Origin of the sequence: Faecalicatena fissicatena (genome assembly GCF_016900595.1) — a bacterium.
GTDB lineage: Bacteria > Bacillota > Clostridia > Lachnospirales > Lachnospiraceae > Claveliimonas > Claveliimonas intestinigallinarum.
The window spans coordinates 18,619-36,321 of the sequence record NZ_JACLYY010000006.1 but is presented as its reverse complement, the minus strand read 5'-3'; the positions used below and the strand labels follow the sequence as shown (position 1 = coordinate 36,321).

Sequence of the window (17,703 nt, the reverse complement as noted above, 5' to 3'; positions counted from 1 at the left end):
TCCCCTTCCTTACGATATACCGGTCACATGATAGCCGGCTTTTTCCACCGCTTTTTTCAGTATTTCCTCGCTGACCTGCCTGTCTAAGGCAATTTTGGCCCTGCCCTTCACAGGATCCACCTCAGCTCTGACTCCGTCGATCCCGTTCAGAGCCTGCGTCACGGCCAGAGCACAGTGCTGGCAGTGCATCCCTGAGATCTTCAGAGTTTTTCTTCCGATCACAGGGCCGTCCAGCTTCTTCTTCGGGGCTCTGCCGCCGCTGGGGCAGCTCCCTCCGGCAGGGCATCCGACACACTTTACGCCGCTCCTTTTCGCCTTCACTATGTACGCGACCGCCGCCGCGACGATCGCCGCAATGATGATCAATGCAATGATATCTGCCATATTCTGTCCTCCTTCAATGCAAGCAGTGGACAAAGTGCGTCACTTCGTCCACTGCCACTTTCCCGGGCCCGTAGCCGTCTATGCGGTGTGCAGGCTGTATTCTGTCGCAAACTCCTGATCGGACTTGCGAATTCTCCATATGATGATGGCCGCGAACACCAGGATCGCGATGAGACCCGGAACAAAGGCTGTTCCAAGAGATCCCGTGGTGATGAGCGTTCCGATCTGGTACACCGCAAAGGCCACCGTGTAGCCTGTGGCCAGCTGGAGACAGATGCCGCCAAACAGCCACTTGCCGCTCTTCATCTCCGAGTTCATAGCTCCCAGAGCCGCGAAGCAGGGCGGTGTATAGAGGTTGAACATCAGATAGGCCAGGGCTGCCACCTTGGTCAGTCCCATGATGGTCGCCACTTCGTTTCCGCTGCCCACCAGAGCCAGCTCATCTGTGTCGATCAGGTTGGTAACTCCGTACACAACCGCCAGCGTTCCCACAACATTCTCCTTTGCGATAAATCCTGTAACGGCTGCGGCTGCCAGCTGCCATACACCAAATCCAAGAGGAATGAACAGGATGGAGATGGGGTGAGCGATGCTGGCAAGGATAGAGGTGCTCTCCGCTCCCTCCTCCACGAGCTGGAACTGCCAGTTGAAGCTCTGCATGATCTGTACCACTGTGTTGCACACCAGAATGATGGTTCCGGCTTTGATGATGTAGGCTTTTCCCCGCTCCAGCATGGACACGCATGCCCTCTTTAAGCTGGGGAGCTTATACTCCGGAAGCTCGATGATAAAGAAGGATTTCCGGTATTTCTGACCGGTGATCCTCTTCACCAGCAGCGCCCCAAGAAGGACAAGCACTATGCCTACCAGGTACATGGTAGCTGACACCCACCAGGCGTCCGCAAAGAAGGCGCCAGCGAACAGGGCGATGACCGGTATCTTCGCGCCGCAGGGCATGAAGGGCGTGAGCATGGCTGTCGTCCTGCGCTCTCTCTCGTTGCGGATGGTTCTGGATGCCATAACTCCGGGGATGGCGCATCCGGTGCCGATGACCATGGGGATAACCGATTTACCGGAAAGTCCCACTCTCTTGAAAATAGGGTCAAGCACAACCGTGGCCCTGGCCATGTAACCGCAGTCCTCCAGAAGGGCGATGAGGAAGTACATCACCATAACAAGAGGCAGGAAGCCCACGACCGCGCCGACGCCGCCGATGATACCGTCAACAAGGATCGCGTACAGCAGCGGGTTGGCGTTTTCCATCAGTCCGCCGACCCAGCCCTGGAATGTCTCGATCCAGGCTACCAGCCAGTCTGCGATCCAGGTTCCAAGGGTGGTCTGTGATATGTAAAATACAAGGAAAATGATCAGCGCGAAGATCGGGATGCCCACGATCTTGTGGGTGATCACACTGTCGATCTTATCCTGGAAGTTCTTGTCTTTCGTGAAGACCTTCCTCTGCTCCACCTGCTTCACAATGCCATTGACGAAGTCAAATCGCTTCCTGTCCTCGGCCTCCACCTGGGCTTTGTCCTTCAGGTCAATGTCCGCCTCCACATAGGGCGCTTTCTGTCCCGCTCCGCTCAGGGCGGCAGCCTGGGTCACGACCTCCTTCAGGCCCTCGTGGCCGGAGGATGTGGACACGGTCTTGATGACCGGGCATCCCAGCTTCTCGGAGAGAAGCTTTTCATCGATCCTGGTCCCCTTCTTTTCCGTGAGGTCACTCTTGTTGAGAGCCACCACCACCGGAACGCCAAGCTCCAGCAGCTGAGTCGTGAAAAACAGGCTTCGGCTTAAGTTTGTGGCATCCACAATATTGACGATCGCATCGGGGTGCTCATTTTTCACATACCCGCTCGTGATGCTCTCCTCTGAAGTAAATGGCGACATGGAATAGGCCCCCGGCAGGTCCACCGCGACCAGCTCCTCTGATCCGTCGTAATAAGCCTTCCTGATCAGGCTCTCCTTTCGCTCCACCGTAACACCGGCCCAGTTTCCAACGCGCTCGTTTCTGCCTGTCAGCGCATTGTACATGGTTGTCTTTCCGCTGTTAGGATTTCCTGCAAAAGCAATTCTCATAGCACATTTCTCCTCCTTCATCTCTTATTCAATTAGAATAAACTAACTCTTGTGCAGAGCAATTGTAGGCAACTGCTCATTTTTATATTGAAATAGCTTTCGCTAAATCAGTATCAATATTGTATCTGCCATCCTTGATGGAGACGACGCATCCGCCCCGCATCCGGGAGACTACAGTGATGGGCTCGCCGCTGTAGCAGCCAAGGGAAAACAGAAAGGCTTCCAGCTCATCGTCGTCGGTGGCGATCCCCTTCACAATATATTCCCTGCCCTCTTCGGCTTCCAGTAAGGTCATCTGAACCTGCCTCCTCTATATGATCATTTTATTTTTTCGCAAGGCATTTATGACTAACTCATTTTTGCCTCATCTAACAACTGATAGTTTAAACTAACAGTTTGGGTTTGTCAATTCTTTTCTTAAAAATAAATTTTCATCATTTTGCGGTCAAAAAATCCGGTCCTCAATTCCCGGTTTACTCCGCCCCCTTTTTTATGTTATACTACAGGAAACAGGCTTCTCTCTCGCAGTGCGACGGAGGGGGAGGAAAGAGAACCGAGGTGAAACTGATGAGCATAAACACAAACGAGTCCTCCGAAAATTATCTGGAGACGATCCTGATCCTGAGCAAGCAGCATCCCGTTGTCCGCTCTGTGGACATCGCCAATGAGCTGGATTTCAAGAAGTCCAGCGTCAGCGTTGCCATGAAAAAGCTCAGGGAGAGCGGTCACATCCAGGTATCCCCGGAAGGCTATATCACATTGACCGAGTCCGGCCGCAGGATAGCCGACTGTATCTACGAGCGGCACCAGCTTATCTCCTCCTGGCTGATCCGTCTGGGCGTGGACCCGAATGTAGCTGTGGCTGACGCCTGCCGCATGGAGCACGTGATCAGCGCCGAGAGCTTTGAGGCTATCAAAAGGCATATCAAATAAATCTTAAACGAAAAAAGGATATACCTGCTTCCAAAGGCAGGTATATCCTTTTTTAATTCCGTATATCTGCTAAATTCCGGGTATCCGTCCCCGCCAACGCCTACTCCACCCGGAGAGCCGTCACCGGGTCGCTCTTTGCCGCCTTCCTGGAGGGGATCAGACCCCCCAGTAGGGTGAGAAGAATGCTCAGCCCGATGAGGATGACAGCCGGCAGAGGCGACAGCACGGCGCTGACGTCCTCGGACCCGGCCACATAGTGGATCAGCATGTTGCCCGGGATCAGAAGAAGCAGGCTGAGTCCGATGCCGATCAGGCCGGCGCATCCCCCGATGATAAAGGTCTCCGCGTTGAACACCTGGGAGATGTTTCTCCTGGAAGCGCCGATCGCCCGGAGGATGCCGATCTCTTTCTTTCTCTCCAGCACGCTGATGTAGGTGATGACCCCGATCATGATGGAGGAGACAATGAGGGAGATGGCCACAAAGGCGATAAGCACATAACTGATCACATTGACAATGTCCGTGACAGAGCTCATCAGGGTGCCCACCATGTCGGAGTAGGTGATCACCTTCTCGTCCTGCCCCTCCTTCTCCATGCGGCTGTTGTAGTCATCCAATATCCGCACCACCTGGTCCTTACTCTCAAAGTCCTTCGGGTAGATACTGATTCCCGCCGGCTCGTCGAAATCCGCGTAGCCCAGGGTCCGCAGATTGCCCTCGTAGGAGGCCGTCCCCGCGGACTGGAAGGACATGAGCAGCTCCGCCAGCTGGGTCTCATCCATGTTCATCTCAAAGGCGCTCTGAAAGGCCTCCGGATCGATGGAGAGGGCGTTCTGTATGTTCTCCCCGATCTGGGCTGCCGCCCTCTGCATGGCGCTCTCCATGCCGGAGGTGATCTGTCCCATCATGGTCTGGACAGCCGAGGTGATCTGCCCCTCCAGGGCCTGAGCTGTGCCGCTCTCCATGACAGAGGACATGTAGCTCTCCACCGCCCCTGTAAGCTGCTGCTCCAGGGCCTCTGTATCCAGCATGCCCGCCAGGGCCGCCGTCAGCTGCCCCTTGGCTCCTTCCGTCCCCAGATAGGTGAGGAAGCTCTCCCCGATCTTTGAGGGGTCCGGCAGATTGTTATTTGCCGCGTAGGTCTGGTAGCCGGCCGCCAGCTCGCTGGCCAGCTTCTGGAGCTGCTCCTGGGTGATATTGATGTCTACGCCGGAGGGGAAGGTCTCCCCCGCCCACTGTTCCAGGATGGCCTGGGCCTCCCCTGTCTGCAGGTAGGCCGTCAGGTACTCGTCAAATTTCTCCCCGTCTGTCCAGCCATTTGCCTGGGCATAGGACTGATAGCCTGCCAGTATCCTGGAGAGCAGCTCCCGGAGCTGGTCTGTGGTGACGGTGGTCCCGCCGCCGGACTGGATGATGTCCCGGATATTGTCCTCCAGGATTTCCCTGGCCTCCTCCGTGTTCAGGTAGGACACAAAGGCCTCCCCCAGCTTTGTATAGTCTGTGGCCGGGTTCTGGGACGCATAGGCCTGGTAGCCCTCCAGCAGGCCCTGGGCCAGGCTGCCCAGCTGCTCCGGCGTGACGGTCAGATCCATGGCCTGGCCCAGGGAGGACAGGTCAAAGCCCTCCATGGCGGGCAGCTGGGTCTCCACCGCATCCAGGTCGATCATGCCGGACAGGTCCAGAGTCCCGCCGCCTCCGCTTGAGCCGCCTGTCAGGTCAAGGGAGCCGGACAGCCCGGCTGTCATAGCGGAGGAGTCAAAGGAGAAGGCGTTCTGCAGGGCCTCCGCGTCAATGGTAAAGAGGGAGTCCATATCCAACCCCTGGCTGCTCTCCTCCCCGAAGGGCTCACCGGAGAACACGTTCACATTCGGATCCGCGATCTGCTGCTGTACGATCTGGCTGTCCCCAGCCTCCTCCACCAGGTGCTCTGTCAGGGAGGCCGGATAGCCGATGCCGGACTGGAGCATCATGGCGTTGCCGTCCTGTGAGGGCTGCACGATGCCCACCACAGTCAGGTCCTCCCCGTTTTCCACCAGCTCACGGACGTAGGACTGGTCGTCGGACCGGTCCGTCCACACCTGGTACTGGCTGTCGTAGGTGTAGTAATCCGCGCTGTCCACCAGCTTGAAGGTGGTGCCGATGATGTCATCGTAGGAGTAGGTGCCGATATCCTCCGGCGTGTCAATGTTTTCCTCATTCAAAAACTGCTGTATCATCTCATCCAGCTCCAGGGGATCCCGCAGTCCCAGCGTGTAGAGCATCATGTCGCTGATGCTGCCTCCCTGGGTCAGGACCACCACGCACTCATTGTACTTCTCGGGCCATCTGCCCGCCTTCACGTCGTACTGCCCCTCGTAGAGGGAGGCGTTTGCCGGCATCTCGTAAAAGACGTCCGTGCTCATCATGGAGGACATGAGGCTGCTGGAGCTGGAGGAGGAGCCGAACCCCAGGGCGTCAAAGGAGTGGTCCGGGTTCACCTGGCGCACCTGGTCGTCGTTTACGCGGTAGATCTGGGGCGTCACATTGTAGCTGTACTCCACTGCGTTCGTGTAGTCCTCGATGCCGCTCTTCCCGCTGTCAAAGTACTCCTTCAGGGACTTCAGGTCGTTGGAGTCCATCTTGGAAAACATGTCTGTCACCATCTGGATGACATTCACCTCCCCGGAGCTGCCGCCGCTGCCGGAGCCGGTCATCATCATGGAGGACAGGTCAAAGCCTGTGCTCTGGATCTCCAGGGGATACTCTGACAGGGTCTCCTCCTCCATATTCTGGATATAGTCGTTGACTCCCGTGGAGAGGGCCAGGATAAGGGCAATGCCGATGATGCCGATGGAGCCCGCAAAGGAGGTGAGGATGGTCCGGGCCTTCTTGGTCCGCAGGTTGTTGAAGCTGAGGGAGAGGGCTGTGAGGAAGGACATGGACGTCTTGCCCAGGTTTCTGTGCTCCGGCTCCTCCAGCTCCCTCTCATCCACCTCAAAAGGATCCGAGTCCTCCCGGATCTTCCCGTCCCGCAGGCGCACGATGCGGGTGGCGTACTCCTGGGCCAGCTCCGGGTTGTGGGTCACCATGACCACCAGGCGGTCCCGGGCCACCTCCCGCAGAAGATCCATGACCTGCACGCTGGTGTCGCTGTCCAGAGCGCCGGTGGGCTCATCCGCCAGCAGGATATCCGGGTTGTTCACCAGAGCCCTGGCGATGGCCACCCTCTGCATCTGCCCGCCCGAGAGCTGGTTTGGCTTCTTGTGGAGCTGTTCTCCCAGCCCCACCATGGCCAGGGCGTCCGCCGCTCTCTGCCGGCGCTCCGCCTTGCCGATGCCGGATATGGTGAGAGCCAGCTCCACGTTGGCCAGGATGGTCTGATGTCCGATGAGATTGTAGCTCTGGAACACAAAGCCAATGGTGTGATTCCGGTAGGAGTCCCAGTCTCTGTCCTTATATTTCTTCGTGGACACGCCATTAATGATCAGGTCGCCGCTGTCATACCGGTCCAGTCCCCCTATGATGTTGAGAAGCGTGGTCTTTCCGGAGCCGCTGGGCCCCAGGATGGCCACAAATTCGTTATCCCGCAGGTTCAGGCTTACATGGTCCAGCGCCTTCTGCACCAGGCTTCCTGTCCTGTATTCCTTACAGATGTCCTTGATCTGAAGCATGTGTGATCCCGTCTCCTTTTTCCTGTAAATGTCCGCGCGGTGACCTTTGCACAAAAGATCACCGCCCGCGAAAAACAATCCAGTTTCCAGTATAGCGGGCGGCGCTTTTATAGTCAACAGAGCCTGGTATTAAATTTTTATAACCGTTTTTCGCTCATCCTCTCCCTGACCCAGCGAAGGTCCGCCTCCGTGTCCACGGAAAGGCTGTCCGCCCGCTCCACCGGGATCAGCCGAAGCTCTTTTCCGTAGTCCAGAAAACGTAAGGTGTCAATTCCCTCGATCAGCTCCAGCCGCCCCGGGGCGGAGGACTTATAAAAGTCCAGCATTTTTCGGTTGTAGCCGATGATCCCCACATGCTTATAATAGGAAAAAGACACATCACAGAAGGGGTATGGCACCGGCGTCCTGGACATGTAGAGGGCCCGGAAGCTGCCGTCAAAGACCACCTTGATGTTGGAGGAGTGACAGAGCTGGGCCGGGTCCTTCACCCGGGCGATGATGTTGGTGCCGAACTCCACGTCCAGGGGAACCTCGTCCGGCACGGCGGCGTCGATGTTGGCCGGGTCGATGAGGGGTTCATCCCCGTTGATCTGCACGTAGAAGTCCGCCCTCACCTGCTCCGATGCCTCCTGCAGTCTCTCCGCCGCCGTCCGGTGCTCCCGCCCCGTCATGACCACCGGGATCTGAAGGTCTCTGCAGACCTCCTCGATCCGCCTGTCGTCCGTGGCCACCCACACCTGGTCCAGCCGCCGGGCCCTCCTGGCCCTCTCGCAGACCCACCACACCATGGGTCTGCCCTGGATCTCAAGCAGGGGCTTCCCGGGCAGTCTTGTGGACCCGTACCGGGCCGGTATGATGCCTGCTGTCCTCACTCGGTTCTCCCTCCTCTTCTGTCGCCCGCTTCCTTCAGGCTTCGGATCTCCTCTCTCAGCTCCTTCTCCGTCTCTATATACTCCAGCAGCCGCCGCTCTGTGGCTGCCAGAATTCCCTCCAGCATGCAAATCCGCAGCTCCTCCTCCGTCATCCCTTCCACGGAGATGGTCTTTCCCTGGTGGGGAAGCTCTCTCTTTTCCCTGAACTCCTCTGCCATCCTGTTCACCTCGCTTCTCTCTGAATAAAAGTACATCGTATGCCGCGCCTCCCCCTCCCGGATCACGATAGGCTGAAGCTGAAAAAAGCGCTCTCTGCTGCCTGGATCATACATCCTGTACCTTCCCTTTTCATTGAGCCAGAGAACTGGCCCGAGGGCCTCCTCCCCGAGAGGGCGCTCTCCCGGCATGTCCCGCGGAACCTGGTCTCCCCGCAGCAGGAGAAAGGCGCAGGTCTCCGCCTCCCGGTACTCCCGGATGTCCAGGGCGTCCCAGGGCTCTCCCATACACCTGGCCATATTCCGCAGCTGCGCCAGGTTGACCCCCTCTGTCAGGATCCCCTCCATCCCTAAATGTAGCGCCAGACAGAGAGCCATACAGTAAAGGGCATCGTGCTGATAGCTCTCCTCATACTCCGGATTAAAAAGGATCTGTCTGTCAAAAAACCGCCGGATCTGGTTCACCCCTGTGGAGCTGACCGTGCAGACCGTGCCCGGAAGCCGGTCAAAGGCCAGGGGCAGAAGCTCCGAGGGAAAGTTCCCCTCTATGAGCTCCGCCTCGGGAAAGAGGAGGGAGTAGTAGAGGATATCGTCCGGATGGGGCTTGATGCGCACCCGTCGGCCCTCCAGATAGTAGTCAAACAGATGCCGGTAAATGTCGATCTGGCCGTCAAAGGTAAGCTGGCCCAGACTGGCAAACTGCTGGGTGAGAAGGAGCACCTCATCCTCCCGCCCCGAAAGCCTCGGAACCTGGAAAATGCACCGGATCTCCTCCTGCTGCCGCCCGGGCAGTCTGTGGAATTCCTCCATGACCTGAAAATCCTCCGCTCTGGGATCCAAAAAGCCCGGCTCCTGGGCAGCCATGTCGCAGTACTTCTTTGTGATCAGGGGACTGGTGTGGTCGTAAAGTCCGTATTTCTCTATGAGGGCGTACCGCCCCGGCGCGCTCTTTTGGTGAATCTGCGCCAGGACCCAGGGACGGCTCAGAGCCCCGCTGCCGTCCTCGAACATCTCAAAGGAGATGCCCTCTGACAGGAGATAGACCTGCAGGTAGGTGTGGATCCCGGCGATGAGTATCCTCTCAAAGTCCTGTGGCCTGTAGGGAATGCTCCTTGCCAGCTCCTCTCCCACCTGGCGGATGATCTCCTCCTCCGACCCTCTGTAGCCCCCGAACCGGAACAGGTACACTTCATTGAAGAACCTCCTCGTCTCCAGCTCAAAATACCGGGGCATCCTCTCTTTGATGTAGTCCCCCAGTATGAGGACACATTTTCTGTCTCTGTAATACATCTGCCGGTGGACCATACACTCCAGTATCTGGTAGGCCGACAGAGCCTGGTACAGTATCATTGTCTCTCCTCCCATAATCCGGCCTTTTCCATCACCTCCCGCACGGACTCCATCACTGCCTTGTCCTGGGTGGCAAAAAGGTCTCTCCCGAAAATATAGTCTCCAAAATATTGTCTCATCCAGAGAAGGTTTCTGGAAAAATACTGGAAGGGCATGTAGGCGTCATGCCCGGAGATATCCATCATATAGGGGAAGTCCCTGAATATCTCCGTGTAGTCCCTCACAAAATCCAGCGCACCCTCATGGATCTGTCCGTCTCTTGCGTAGTTCTCCACCTCCGGAATGTCGTAGAGGAACCGGCCCTGGCTGTCAAAGCCGAGGAAGGTGGGGGTGGCGGACTGGGTCAGTATCTCAAAGAAGAAGGAGTTAAGCCTCTCATTTTCCTCCTGGTGGGCATCGTGGAGCCCCTTGTTGTGCATGGGGGAAAAGAGGTAGGTCTGCACCTGCCCCCGCTGCATCATGCCTGCCATGTAGGTGTCGTTGACATCCCTCGCGGCCGCCAGAAGACAGTGGATCTTGCAGTCCATGCCATACTCCTCCTCGATCAGATGCCTGACCTGGAGCACATTGTTGCCGGACCAGCCCACGTCCACCACGGCGGCTCTGCGGGCGTCCCCCACCTGCCGTCTCAGGTAGGACTCTATGCAGGCCTGGTCCGCGCTGTAGCAGGAGGCCAGCTCATCCCAGTGCTCCGTCACCAGTCGCCGCACCGCCTTCTCGTTCTCACTGGTTAGGTACTCCTCCTCCCGCAGCCTGTAGGCGGGAAAATATTTTTTCAGAGCCCCGATACCCACTCTATCAAAAAGGATTCCCAGCCTGGACTTGTAGAGAGCCCCGGCCTTGTGGTGGATGATCTGGAGAAGAAAGGGATGCCTGTTCCAGTTCACAGTAGTCTTCACCACGGGAATTCTGGACCAGAGCACATAGGCTGTGGGGAAATCCGGGTACATCTGGCAAAACACCTTCTGGTACAGATCCCCCTCTCTTGCCAGAAACAGGATCTTCTCCAGCCCGCGTGCCCTGGCCTGCTCCATGATCCAGCGGCAAAATCCCATACAGTACAGCCCTGTGTACACATAGCCCACCTCGTACCAGGGTGTGTACCGGTCTCTGCCGTTGTGGAGCTTCGCGTTGACGACGCCCCGGTAGGCGCTGCCCGCCAGGCGGGACATATCCTTTGCCCGGAAGGGCCTTCCGGCCTCGTTCACATTCCTGTACTGCCTCGCCTCGATGCCCCTCTCCCGGGCGGCCTCCACATCGGATCTTGGATGGTCTCCCACATGAAAGATCGCGCCCCTGTATTTCTTTCTCAGGATGTCGAACAGGCCGCCCTTTCTCTTGGTGCAGCTGTAGTCACAGGAGACGAGGATGTCGTCAAATCCCTCGTATCCGCAGGACCGCAGCAGCTCCTCCATCAGCTCCCGGGGCAGATACATGTCCGACACGGCCACCACCGTCTTTCCCCTGGCCTTCACCATGCGGAACACCTCCAGCATATAGGGGTTGGCAAAGCAGAGCTTTCTCTCTGTGAGAAACTCTGTCCTGGCCCCCGACACCGCCTCCACGCCGGTCTCCTCCTCCACCATCTCGTAGATGTCGTACAAGGTCACCTCCCGGCTGCCCCGCAGGAACTCGCTCCTTCTGCGGGCGTCCTCCTCCGCCTTCTTTCGTATCTCGCAGAAGTCCATGATACCCAGCTCCTCACCCACCAGGATAAAGAGGTCTGAGGGCTCGGAAAAGGGGCGCAGGATGAGTGTGTCAAAGACGTCAAAGGAAACCACGTCAAAGGCCAGCATGCTCTTGGCCAGATGGATCGGCAGAGGCCGCCCCACTGCCTCCGACTCAGCCCCTCTCTCCCAGAGGCGCCCGCTGTTGGCGTTCCGGTATTTTTCCAGCGGCGCCCGCCCGGCCGCCTGCTCCGGGAACTCGTGGTACCTTTTCCCGTCAAAGGTGTACTTGAGCTTATATACATAGGCGTCTCCGCCCTTCACCTGGCTGTCCAGATATCGGTCCTCCTCGGTCTGCACCGCAAAACGCCAGCTGCCGCCCTCCCGGGACCGATACAGATTGTAGTGGAGGGCCCCCGGGATCTTCTCCCAGACAAGCAGCAAACCTCCGGACTCCCCCGGGGAGGCCGAAAAAGCATAGCTGCCGTCCCCCTTTTTTTCTCTCCTGTCCTTCCCCGACCCGGTCTCCGCTCCGGGGAACTCCCTGTCATCGGCCCTTCCGCAGCCTCCCTCCGCCTCTCTTACAGAGATCTGCTCCATCAGGTAGTGCTCCTTGTTTTTGACAGCCGTGACAGTCAGCGCCTCGGAGAACTCGCTGTAGCTGCTGCCGTCCAGGGAGACCTTGAACCGGAAAAAGTACATTTTGTCCTCCTCCAGCCCCCGCACCTTGCACACGTGCCTCTTCACCTTCTCCACAAAGCGGTAGTTCAGCCCGTCCCGGGACATATACACATTGTACCAGACCGCCCCCGGCACCCACTCCATGCGCAGCTTCGCGGTCCCCTCCTTCAGCTTCACAAGGACAAGGCTGTGGACCCGGTCCTTCTGGCTGTCCCTGTATTTCACTGCCAGCAGGAGAAGGACGATCCAATGCTTCCACCTTTTCTTCCTGTGCTCTCCCATATGTCCCCGCACATACCGCTCATACTCCCTCTGGATCCTCTCGTTATGGCGGACGATCCTGTCATAGAGCCAGTCCTTCATACTGTATCCCTCGCTTTTCCAGTATCATTTCCACAAATTCCCGCACAGCCCCCTCACCGCCTCTGGCGGAGAGAACGATGGGACAGTAGGCCTTCACCTGCTTGGCCGCGTCCTGAGGGCAGACGGCAAGGCCCACGCACTGCATGGCCTCCAGGTCGTTCAGGTCGTCCCCCATATAGGCCGCCTCCTGGGGGAGGATCTCATTGGTCTCAAGAAATTCCAGAAGGAACGCCCTCTTGTCCTTCACTCCCTGGAAGACGAGAGGGATGGCAAGCTCCTCGGCCCGCTTCCGGACACACTGGCTCTCTCTCCCTGTGAGGATGACGGACTCGATGCCTGCCCTCCTGGCCAGGAGGATCCCCGCCCCGTCCTTGATGCTGAACTTCTTCATCTCCGCTCCCCTGCTGTCCAGATAGACACCCCCGTCCGTCATGGTGCCGTCCACGTCCAGTATGAGATACCGTATTTTCTCCAGATTTTCCATCACCTGCTGCATCTACACCGCCTCCTCGTACAGAGAGGGAGTGAGGAAGGTGACAGGAAGACTTCTCCCCACTTCCCGGATCTCCTCCGCGATCTCTTCATTGTCCGCGCTCCTGGCGCTGTGGTATTCCCCGAAATATCCCTTCATGTAATTGTCCTGCCCCGTACTGTAGCCGTCAAAGCCGGCCAGGGCCGCCTCCTTTGCCCCCAGAAGCCGCATCAGGCGCAAAAGCAGCACCCCGCAGTTCTCCGTGGGACGGCCGTCCTGTGCCAGCCGTCCGTAGCTGACCACATCGTCCTCCTCTCCCACCCCTCTGGTAATGTTGGAGGTGAGGATCACGTGCTCCCGCGGGTTCCGGAAAGCCCGGTAGCTGTCGTACCTCTTGGCGTTGCTGAAGAAGGCGTAGCCTCCCTGCTGTTCCTCAAAGTAGAAATTGGCTGACACAGGGATGGCATCCTTCTCACGGATATAGTCCCGCACCCTGTCCCACTGGTACTCCAGGGACTTTCCCGGCGCCAAAAGGACTGCGGTCCTCCCGGCAAATACCTCCCCCAGGCTCCGGATAGCGGCCTGATCCTGGACCGTGCGGTCCTCGTAGACCCGGTACAGCTTCTCCACAAACCGCTCGTCATAGACACTCTTTTTCTCCTCTGGTATGAGCTGCAGGATGCGGTGCATGTCCCGGGCTGTCAGATTGCCCCTGGAGAGCAGGTACTCCGCGTAGTTTCTGTGGAGGTTCAGTTTGGCGGACAGAAAATATTCCGCCATGTATCCCCAGGGCTCCTTCTCCCTGATGGGCGTGATGCAGGTCTCGATGACATCCAGCACCGGATCCAGGTCGTAGCGCTTCCCGTAGCTTCGGTTCAGATAGTCCATGATCAGCTCCATGCACAGGTTGCCCGGCACCCGCCCCATCCCGTTCAGGGAGGCGTCCAGCACGCAGGATCTCTCCTGGCTCTTGATCTCCAGAAAGGTCTGGGCCAGCAGAAAGGACTGGGCCATATTCTCGTGGAGATGAAGTCCCAGCACGGTTCCCCTGTCCAGGTTGTTCTCGCACAGGGAGCTGATCCGCACCAGCTCTTTTTTGGTCATGGAGCCAAAGGTGTCCACGATGGAGAAGCCGTAGGGCCGAAGCTCCCTCACCTTCTCCAGGAGCCGCAGGAGACTGCTGTCGCTGTAGCCCATGATGTTGATGGGGTTGACAAAGAGGCGGTATCCTTTCTCCATGACCCTTCTGCCAAATTCCAGCCCCTCGTCCACATCGTAGTCGTGAAAGGTGACCCGGATGGCCTCCACAGTACCGTCATTTTCCTCCAGCTTGCGGACATCGTACTTATCGTGGAGGGCCATGAGGACGTAGCCGCCCCGTCCGCCGCCCTCAGGCAGGATCTGCTTAAGCTCCCGCACCGAGTTGAAGAGGGTGCGGTCCTCCCGGTAGGCGCAGTCCCGCAGGAAACCCGCCTCAATGAGGTCTGTCCCGGCCTCCTCCAGCCCCGCCATGATCCTTCGTATGTTCTTCCGCTTAAAGTCCCAGTCATTGATGTACCCCCCGTCTCTGAGGGTACAGTCAAGAAGTCTGATCGTCTCCATCCTGTCTCTCCTTTCTTTCCCTCACAGCGCTCCTGCGCCCCTCCTCCACCCCCTCTGCGCTCTCCTTCTGGAATAAAATCCGGACCGTGAGGAAAAGGAGGCGCACATCCAGCCTGAGGGAGTAGTTGTATATATAGATGAGATCGTACTTGATCTTGTCCTCCGGCCCGGTGTTGTACTTGCCATAGATCTGGGCGTACCCGGTGAGGCCGCCCTTCACCTTCATGCGCTGGGAGAACTCTGGGATAACGCGGGAGTATTCTTCAATAAACTCCCGGCGCTCCGGCCTGGGCCCCACCATGGACATGTCCCCCTTCAGCACATTGACAAGCTGGGGCAGCTCGTCAAAATGCAGGTTCCTTATGATCCGCCCCACCCGGGTGATCCGGCTGTCATTCCTGCTGGCAAGCCTGGCCCCCTCCCGCTCCGCATCCACATGCATGCTCCGGAATTTGAGCATCCGGAAGGGCCTGCCCCCTTCAGTGTACCTGATCTGCCTGTAGAGCACAGGCCCCCCGTCCTCCAGCCGGACGCACAGAGCGATGACCAGCATCAGAGGCGCCGACAGCGCAAGGAGAGCCAGAGCCACCCCTATATCCAGGGCTCTCTTTGCCTTTTTCTGCCCCGCCGTCAGCCCTCCTTTGTGGTACTGGAACAGTACCTTGTCCTGGAGCCGCAGAATACGGGCGTTCTGGGTATAGACATCTATGAGCCCGGGGATGCTGTAGCAGTCCTTTCCCATGATCATGCACTGCTCCAGGATGGCCCCCTTGTCCCCCGGGGGCAGGTCTCCCAGGTACACCGCCTGGTATCCGCCCAGCACCTCCCCCGGCCTTTTGGCCGCCTCCCGGCAGGGGACACTGGCCGCAATGTGAAAATAGCCGTTGATCCGGTTGTTTTTCTCTGTGATCTCCTCCGGTTCCTCCCTCTCCCCGTAGATGAAAAGCGCCCGCTTGTGGGATTGTCCCCGCAGGTACAGGCCAAAGCAGAGGGCCGCCCATGCCATGCCCGCCCCGGACTGCAGGACGAGGAGCAGGAAGAACTCCCCCAGTATCTGCCACATGGAAAGGGAGCTCACCGCGCACATCAGCGCCCCGAAGAAAAGGCTGGCCGCCGCGGCCCCGAAGAACTGACTGTACATGAGATCCAGAAATCTTCGCTGTTCCACATCTCCTGCCTCCAGAATAAGCCAGAACCCCTCCAGAAGGACAAGGTACAGGACCGCCAGGGGAAGAGGCCGCCCATGCCCCAGATCTTCCAGCACCCGAAAGGCTCCAAGAAAGCTGCCCCCAAGGACCAGGAGATGACCGCCCGTCTTCAACGCCCTGAATATAGTGTATCCCTTCCTTCTTTTCTTCATACCTGCCATTTCTTTCTACTCCACATTCACGTCCGTGTCCCAGCAGAAGGAGGCCTCAAATTTTCGCCTTATCCTCCTGTCCCTCAGGAACAAAAGCAGCGGGGCGTAGGCGTCCCGTCCGGAGATCCAGCCCGTCTCCCCCTCCAGGAATTCCGGGAAGCAGCGCATGTAATCCCGGACAAAATCCAAAATTCCCTTCTGGATCCGCCGGATCTCATCCGCATGCTTTTCCTCCCTCCCGTACCGGAACACCACCTCCCCCTCCTCCCCCAGGGCAAAGCCTCTGAGCCCCGGGGAGGGGGAGGTAAACAGAAGCTCCATGTAGAGGTTATGCTTTTCCCCCAGGTTGTGGAATTTCCAGAGATCCCTGTTCTTGCTCTGGGAGAAGAGGTAGCTGTCCATCTGTCCGGAGAAGAAAAAGCCTTCCGCCGTGTCCGGGGAGGCGCTGTACACAGTGGCCGTGCCCGCCAGGGTACCGTAGACCCGGCAGGGCAGCCCCAGAACCTGGCGCAGGAGCACATCCAGGGAGGCGGCCCCGCTTCCGGCCCACCCCACGTCCACCGCCGCCATGGCCGCCGCGCCGGAGGAAAGACCCGCCAGGTATTTCCCGGCCGCCTCCCGCTCTCTCTCGTAGGACGCCTGCACCTCCTCCCACTTAGAGAGGAGAAAATCACGGCACGCTTCGGCCCTGGCGGCGCTTAGCCGCTCCTCCCGTCCCCAGCCCTGCTTCCGGCAGGCCTCCTCCAGGAGAAAGTCCAGCTCCATACTGGCAAAGATCTGACGGATGGAATACCCCTGGTCCGCCTTCTGGAAGAGAAACCTCTGAAAAAAATCGTGCTGATTGACGCCAGACAGAAGCCTGGCGGCCGCGCTCCTGGACCAGAGCACATAGCAGGTATCCTCCCCCGGATAGAGCTGGTCGTACACCTTCTTCAGCACCTCCCCGTCCCGGGAGAGAAACCAGAGCCGGCGGATTCCCCTGTCCCTGACAAACCTGTGTATGAACCGACAGTAGCCAAGGGCCAGGAGACCGCCGTACACGTAGCCGTACTCGTAGAAGGAGGTGTATCTCTTAAGTCCGCTGTGAAGCCGGATGTTGACAAGGCCCGCATACATGCTGCCTGTGACGGCGGACATGTCCCTAGCACGGCAGGGCCGTCCGGCCTCCTGGGGGCCCGGGTACCAAAAGGCCGCAAAGCCGGCCCTCTCTGCCATGCGCACATCCGCGTGGAGATTATCCCCCACGTGGACTGCCCGGCAGTCTCCCCCGTCCGTCCATTTTCTCTCAATGCTCCCTCTTACCTCCTGGTACAGGTCTCCCCTCCACTTGGACCGTCCCTGCTGGCAGGACACAAAGCAGCCGTCAAAGTCCCCCAGCCCCTTCTCCTTCAGGAGCTGCCGGATAAAGTCAGACTCCAGGTACATGTCGCTCACAAGGAGGAGCCGCTTTCCCTCTCCTCTCAGCCGCTCCAGGATGGGGATGAAATAAGGATTGGCCTGACAGTACTGCCTCTCCAGCTCCATCTCCGCCCTCTGTCCCTCTTCCGCGTCCGCCCCTGTCATGGCGGAGAGGATCCTCCAGATCTTTTCCAGGGTCACCTCACCGCTGCCGCCCCGCCTCACATCCTCCTGCCTTGCCAGATGCTCCGCCTCTATCCGAAGATGCCGGAAATCCGGAATGGACAGCCTCATTCCCAGCAGATAGAAAAGATCCGCAGGCTCCCGAAAGGGGCGAAGGAGCAGGGTGTCGAAGACGTCAAAGGATACCAGGTCAAAGGAGAGCAGCAGCTCTGCCGTCTCCTTCCAGGAGGGAAGACCAGTGGCACCCGACTCCGGCAGCCTCAGCCTCCTCCTCTCATAAAAGCCGTATCCGTCCGGAAACCTGAGGCTCTCCTTTCGCCCTCCATAGTAGAGAGCGTTCCACCACAGGAGGCCTGCCGCCGCCCCCACTTTGCCGGCCATCCCCGGATGGTCTTTCCGAAAGCGCTGGTATCTCCCGGCGATCCCCGGCACCCTGCCGGCCAGGAGGCTGTACACCTTCCGTTTTACATTTTCCTGTCTCGTATGCTCCTTCAT

At 58.5% G+C, this 17,703-nt stretch carries 12 protein-coding genes; 1 reads left to right on the top strand and 11 read right to left on the bottom strand.

The window, feature by feature from the left end; translation table 11 throughout:
- Nucleotides 1-9: 9 nt before the first annotated feature.
- The 3 genes from H7U36_RS07500 to H7U36_RS07490 form a co-directional block, all read right to left on the bottom strand.
- Nucleotides 10-384 carry a FeoB-associated Cys-rich membrane protein gene (locus H7U36_RS07500; RefSeq protein ID WP_033126803.1) on the bottom strand — a complete coding sequence of 125 codons (375 nt, stop codon included), beginning with the start codon at nucleotides 382-384 and terminating at the stop codon, nucleotides 10-12.
- Between the two features lie 78 nt (nucleotides 385-462).
- Complete coding sequence (gene feoB, locus H7U36_RS07495) at nucleotides 463-2,463, bottom strand: ferrous iron transport protein B (protein WP_033126802.1); 2,001 nt, start codon at nucleotides 2,461-2,463, stop codon at nucleotides 463-465.
- A gap of 82 nt (nucleotides 2,464-2,545) precedes the next feature.
- Nucleotides 2,546-2,758 (bottom strand): FeoA family protein, encoded by a 213-nt coding sequence (locus H7U36_RS07490; protein WP_033126801.1) that lies wholly within the window; start codon nucleotides 2,756-2,758, stop codon nucleotides 2,546-2,548.
- Nucleotides 2,759-3,036: 278 nt separating this feature from the next.
- Here H7U36_RS07490 and H7U36_RS07485 point away from each other — a divergent pair, with 278 nt between their 5' ends.
- Complete coding sequence (locus tag H7U36_RS07485) at nucleotides 3,037-3,396, top strand: metal-dependent transcriptional regulator (RefSeq protein WP_138304487.1); 360 nt, start codon at nucleotides 3,037-3,039, stop codon at nucleotides 3,394-3,396.
- A gap of 100 nt (nucleotides 3,397-3,496) precedes the next feature.
- On the opposite strand, the gene H7U36_RS07480 is transcribed toward H7U36_RS07485, so the two are convergent.
- The 8 genes from H7U36_RS07480 to H7U36_RS07445 form a co-directional block, all read right to left on the bottom strand.
- Entirely contained in the window at nucleotides 3,497-7,045 is a 3,549-nt protein-coding gene (locus H7U36_RS07480) for an ABC transporter ATP-binding protein/permease (protein WP_205155946.1), read from the bottom strand.
- Between the two features lie 137 nt (nucleotides 7,046-7,182).
- On the bottom strand, nucleotides 7,183-7,917 hold the full coding sequence (locus H7U36_RS07475; protein ID WP_205155945.1) for a 3-deoxy-manno-octulosonate cytidylyltransferase: 735 nt from the start codon (nucleotides 7,915-7,917) through the stop codon (nucleotides 7,183-7,185).
- Complete coding sequence (locus tag H7U36_RS15190; RefSeq protein WP_205155944.1) at nucleotides 7,914-9,497, bottom strand: polysialyltransferase family glycosyltransferase; 1,584 nt, start codon at nucleotides 9,495-9,497, stop codon at nucleotides 7,914-7,916. The genes H7U36_RS07475 and H7U36_RS15190 overlap by 4 nt, the downstream gene beginning before the upstream one ends.
- Nucleotides 9,479-12,193, bottom strand: coding sequence for an HAD family hydrolase (locus H7U36_RS07465; RefSeq protein ID WP_205155943.1), 2,715 nt, complete (start codon nucleotides 12,191-12,193; stop codon nucleotides 9,479-9,481). The genes H7U36_RS15190 and H7U36_RS07465 overlap by 19 nt, the downstream gene beginning before the upstream one ends.
- A complete protein-coding gene (locus tag H7U36_RS07460) occupies nucleotides 12,174-12,689 on the bottom strand; it encodes a KdsC family phosphatase (RefSeq protein ID WP_242842878.1) in 516 nt (171 codons plus the stop codon). Before H7U36_RS07460 ends, H7U36_RS07465 begins: the two co-directional genes overlap by 20 nt.
- Nucleotides 12,690-14,267, bottom strand: a complete 1,578-nt coding sequence (locus H7U36_RS07455) for an aldolase catalytic domain-containing protein (RefSeq protein WP_033126964.1) — start codon at nucleotides 14,265-14,267, stop codon at nucleotides 12,690-12,692.
- A complete protein-coding gene (locus H7U36_RS07450; protein ID WP_171031558.1) occupies nucleotides 14,245-15,627 on the bottom strand; it encodes an exopolysaccharide biosynthesis polyprenyl glycosylphosphotransferase in 1,383 nt (460 codons plus the stop codon). The genes H7U36_RS07455 and H7U36_RS07450 overlap by 23 nt, the downstream gene beginning before the upstream one ends.
- A 15-nt stretch (nucleotides 15,628-15,642) precedes the next feature.
- Complete coding sequence (locus tag H7U36_RS07445; RefSeq protein ID WP_205155942.1) at nucleotides 15,643-17,703, bottom strand: HAD family hydrolase; 2,061 nt, start codon at nucleotides 17,701-17,703, stop codon at nucleotides 15,643-15,645.

What these genes read in the sequence shown, in the direction of transcription:
- H7U36_RS07500 (WP_033126803.1), bottom strand. Translation starts at nt 384, where the DNA reads ATGGCAGATATCATTGCATTGATCATCATTGCGGCGATCGTCGCGGCG.
- feoB (WP_033126802.1), bottom strand. Translation starts at nt 2,463, where the DNA reads ATGAGAATTGCTTTTGCAGGAAATCCTAACAGCGGAAAGACAACCATG.
- H7U36_RS07490 (WP_033126801.1), bottom strand. Translation starts at nt 2,758, where the DNA reads ATGACCTTACTGGAAGCCGAAGAGGGCAGGGAATATATTGTGAAGGGG.
- H7U36_RS07480 (WP_205155946.1), bottom strand. Translation starts at nt 7,045, where the DNA reads ATGCTTCAGATCAAGGACATCTGTAAGGAATACAGGACAGGAAGCCTG.
- H7U36_RS15190 (WP_205155944.1), bottom strand. Translation starts at nt 9,497, where the DNA reads ATGGGAGGAGAGACAATGATACTGTACCAGGCTCTGTCGGCCTACCAG.
- H7U36_RS07465 (WP_205155943.1), bottom strand. Translation starts at nt 12,193, where the DNA reads ATGAAGGACTGGCTCTATGACAGGATCGTCCGCCATAACGAGAGGATC.
- H7U36_RS07460 (WP_242842878.1), bottom strand. Translation starts at nt 12,689, where the DNA reads ATGCAGCAGGTGATGGAAAATCTGGAGAAAATACGGTATCTCATACTG.
- H7U36_RS07455 (WP_033126964.1), bottom strand. Translation starts at nt 14,267, where the DNA reads ATGGAGACGATCAGACTTCTTGACTGTACCCTCAGAGACGGGGGGTAC.
- H7U36_RS07450 (WP_171031558.1), bottom strand. Translation starts at nt 15,627, where the DNA reads ATGAAGAAAAGAAGGAAGGGATACACTATATTCAGGGCGTTGAAGACG.
- H7U36_RS07445 (WP_205155942.1), bottom strand. Translation starts at nt 17,703, where the DNA reads ATGAAGGAGCATACGAGACAGGAAAATGTAAAACGGAAGGTGTACAGC.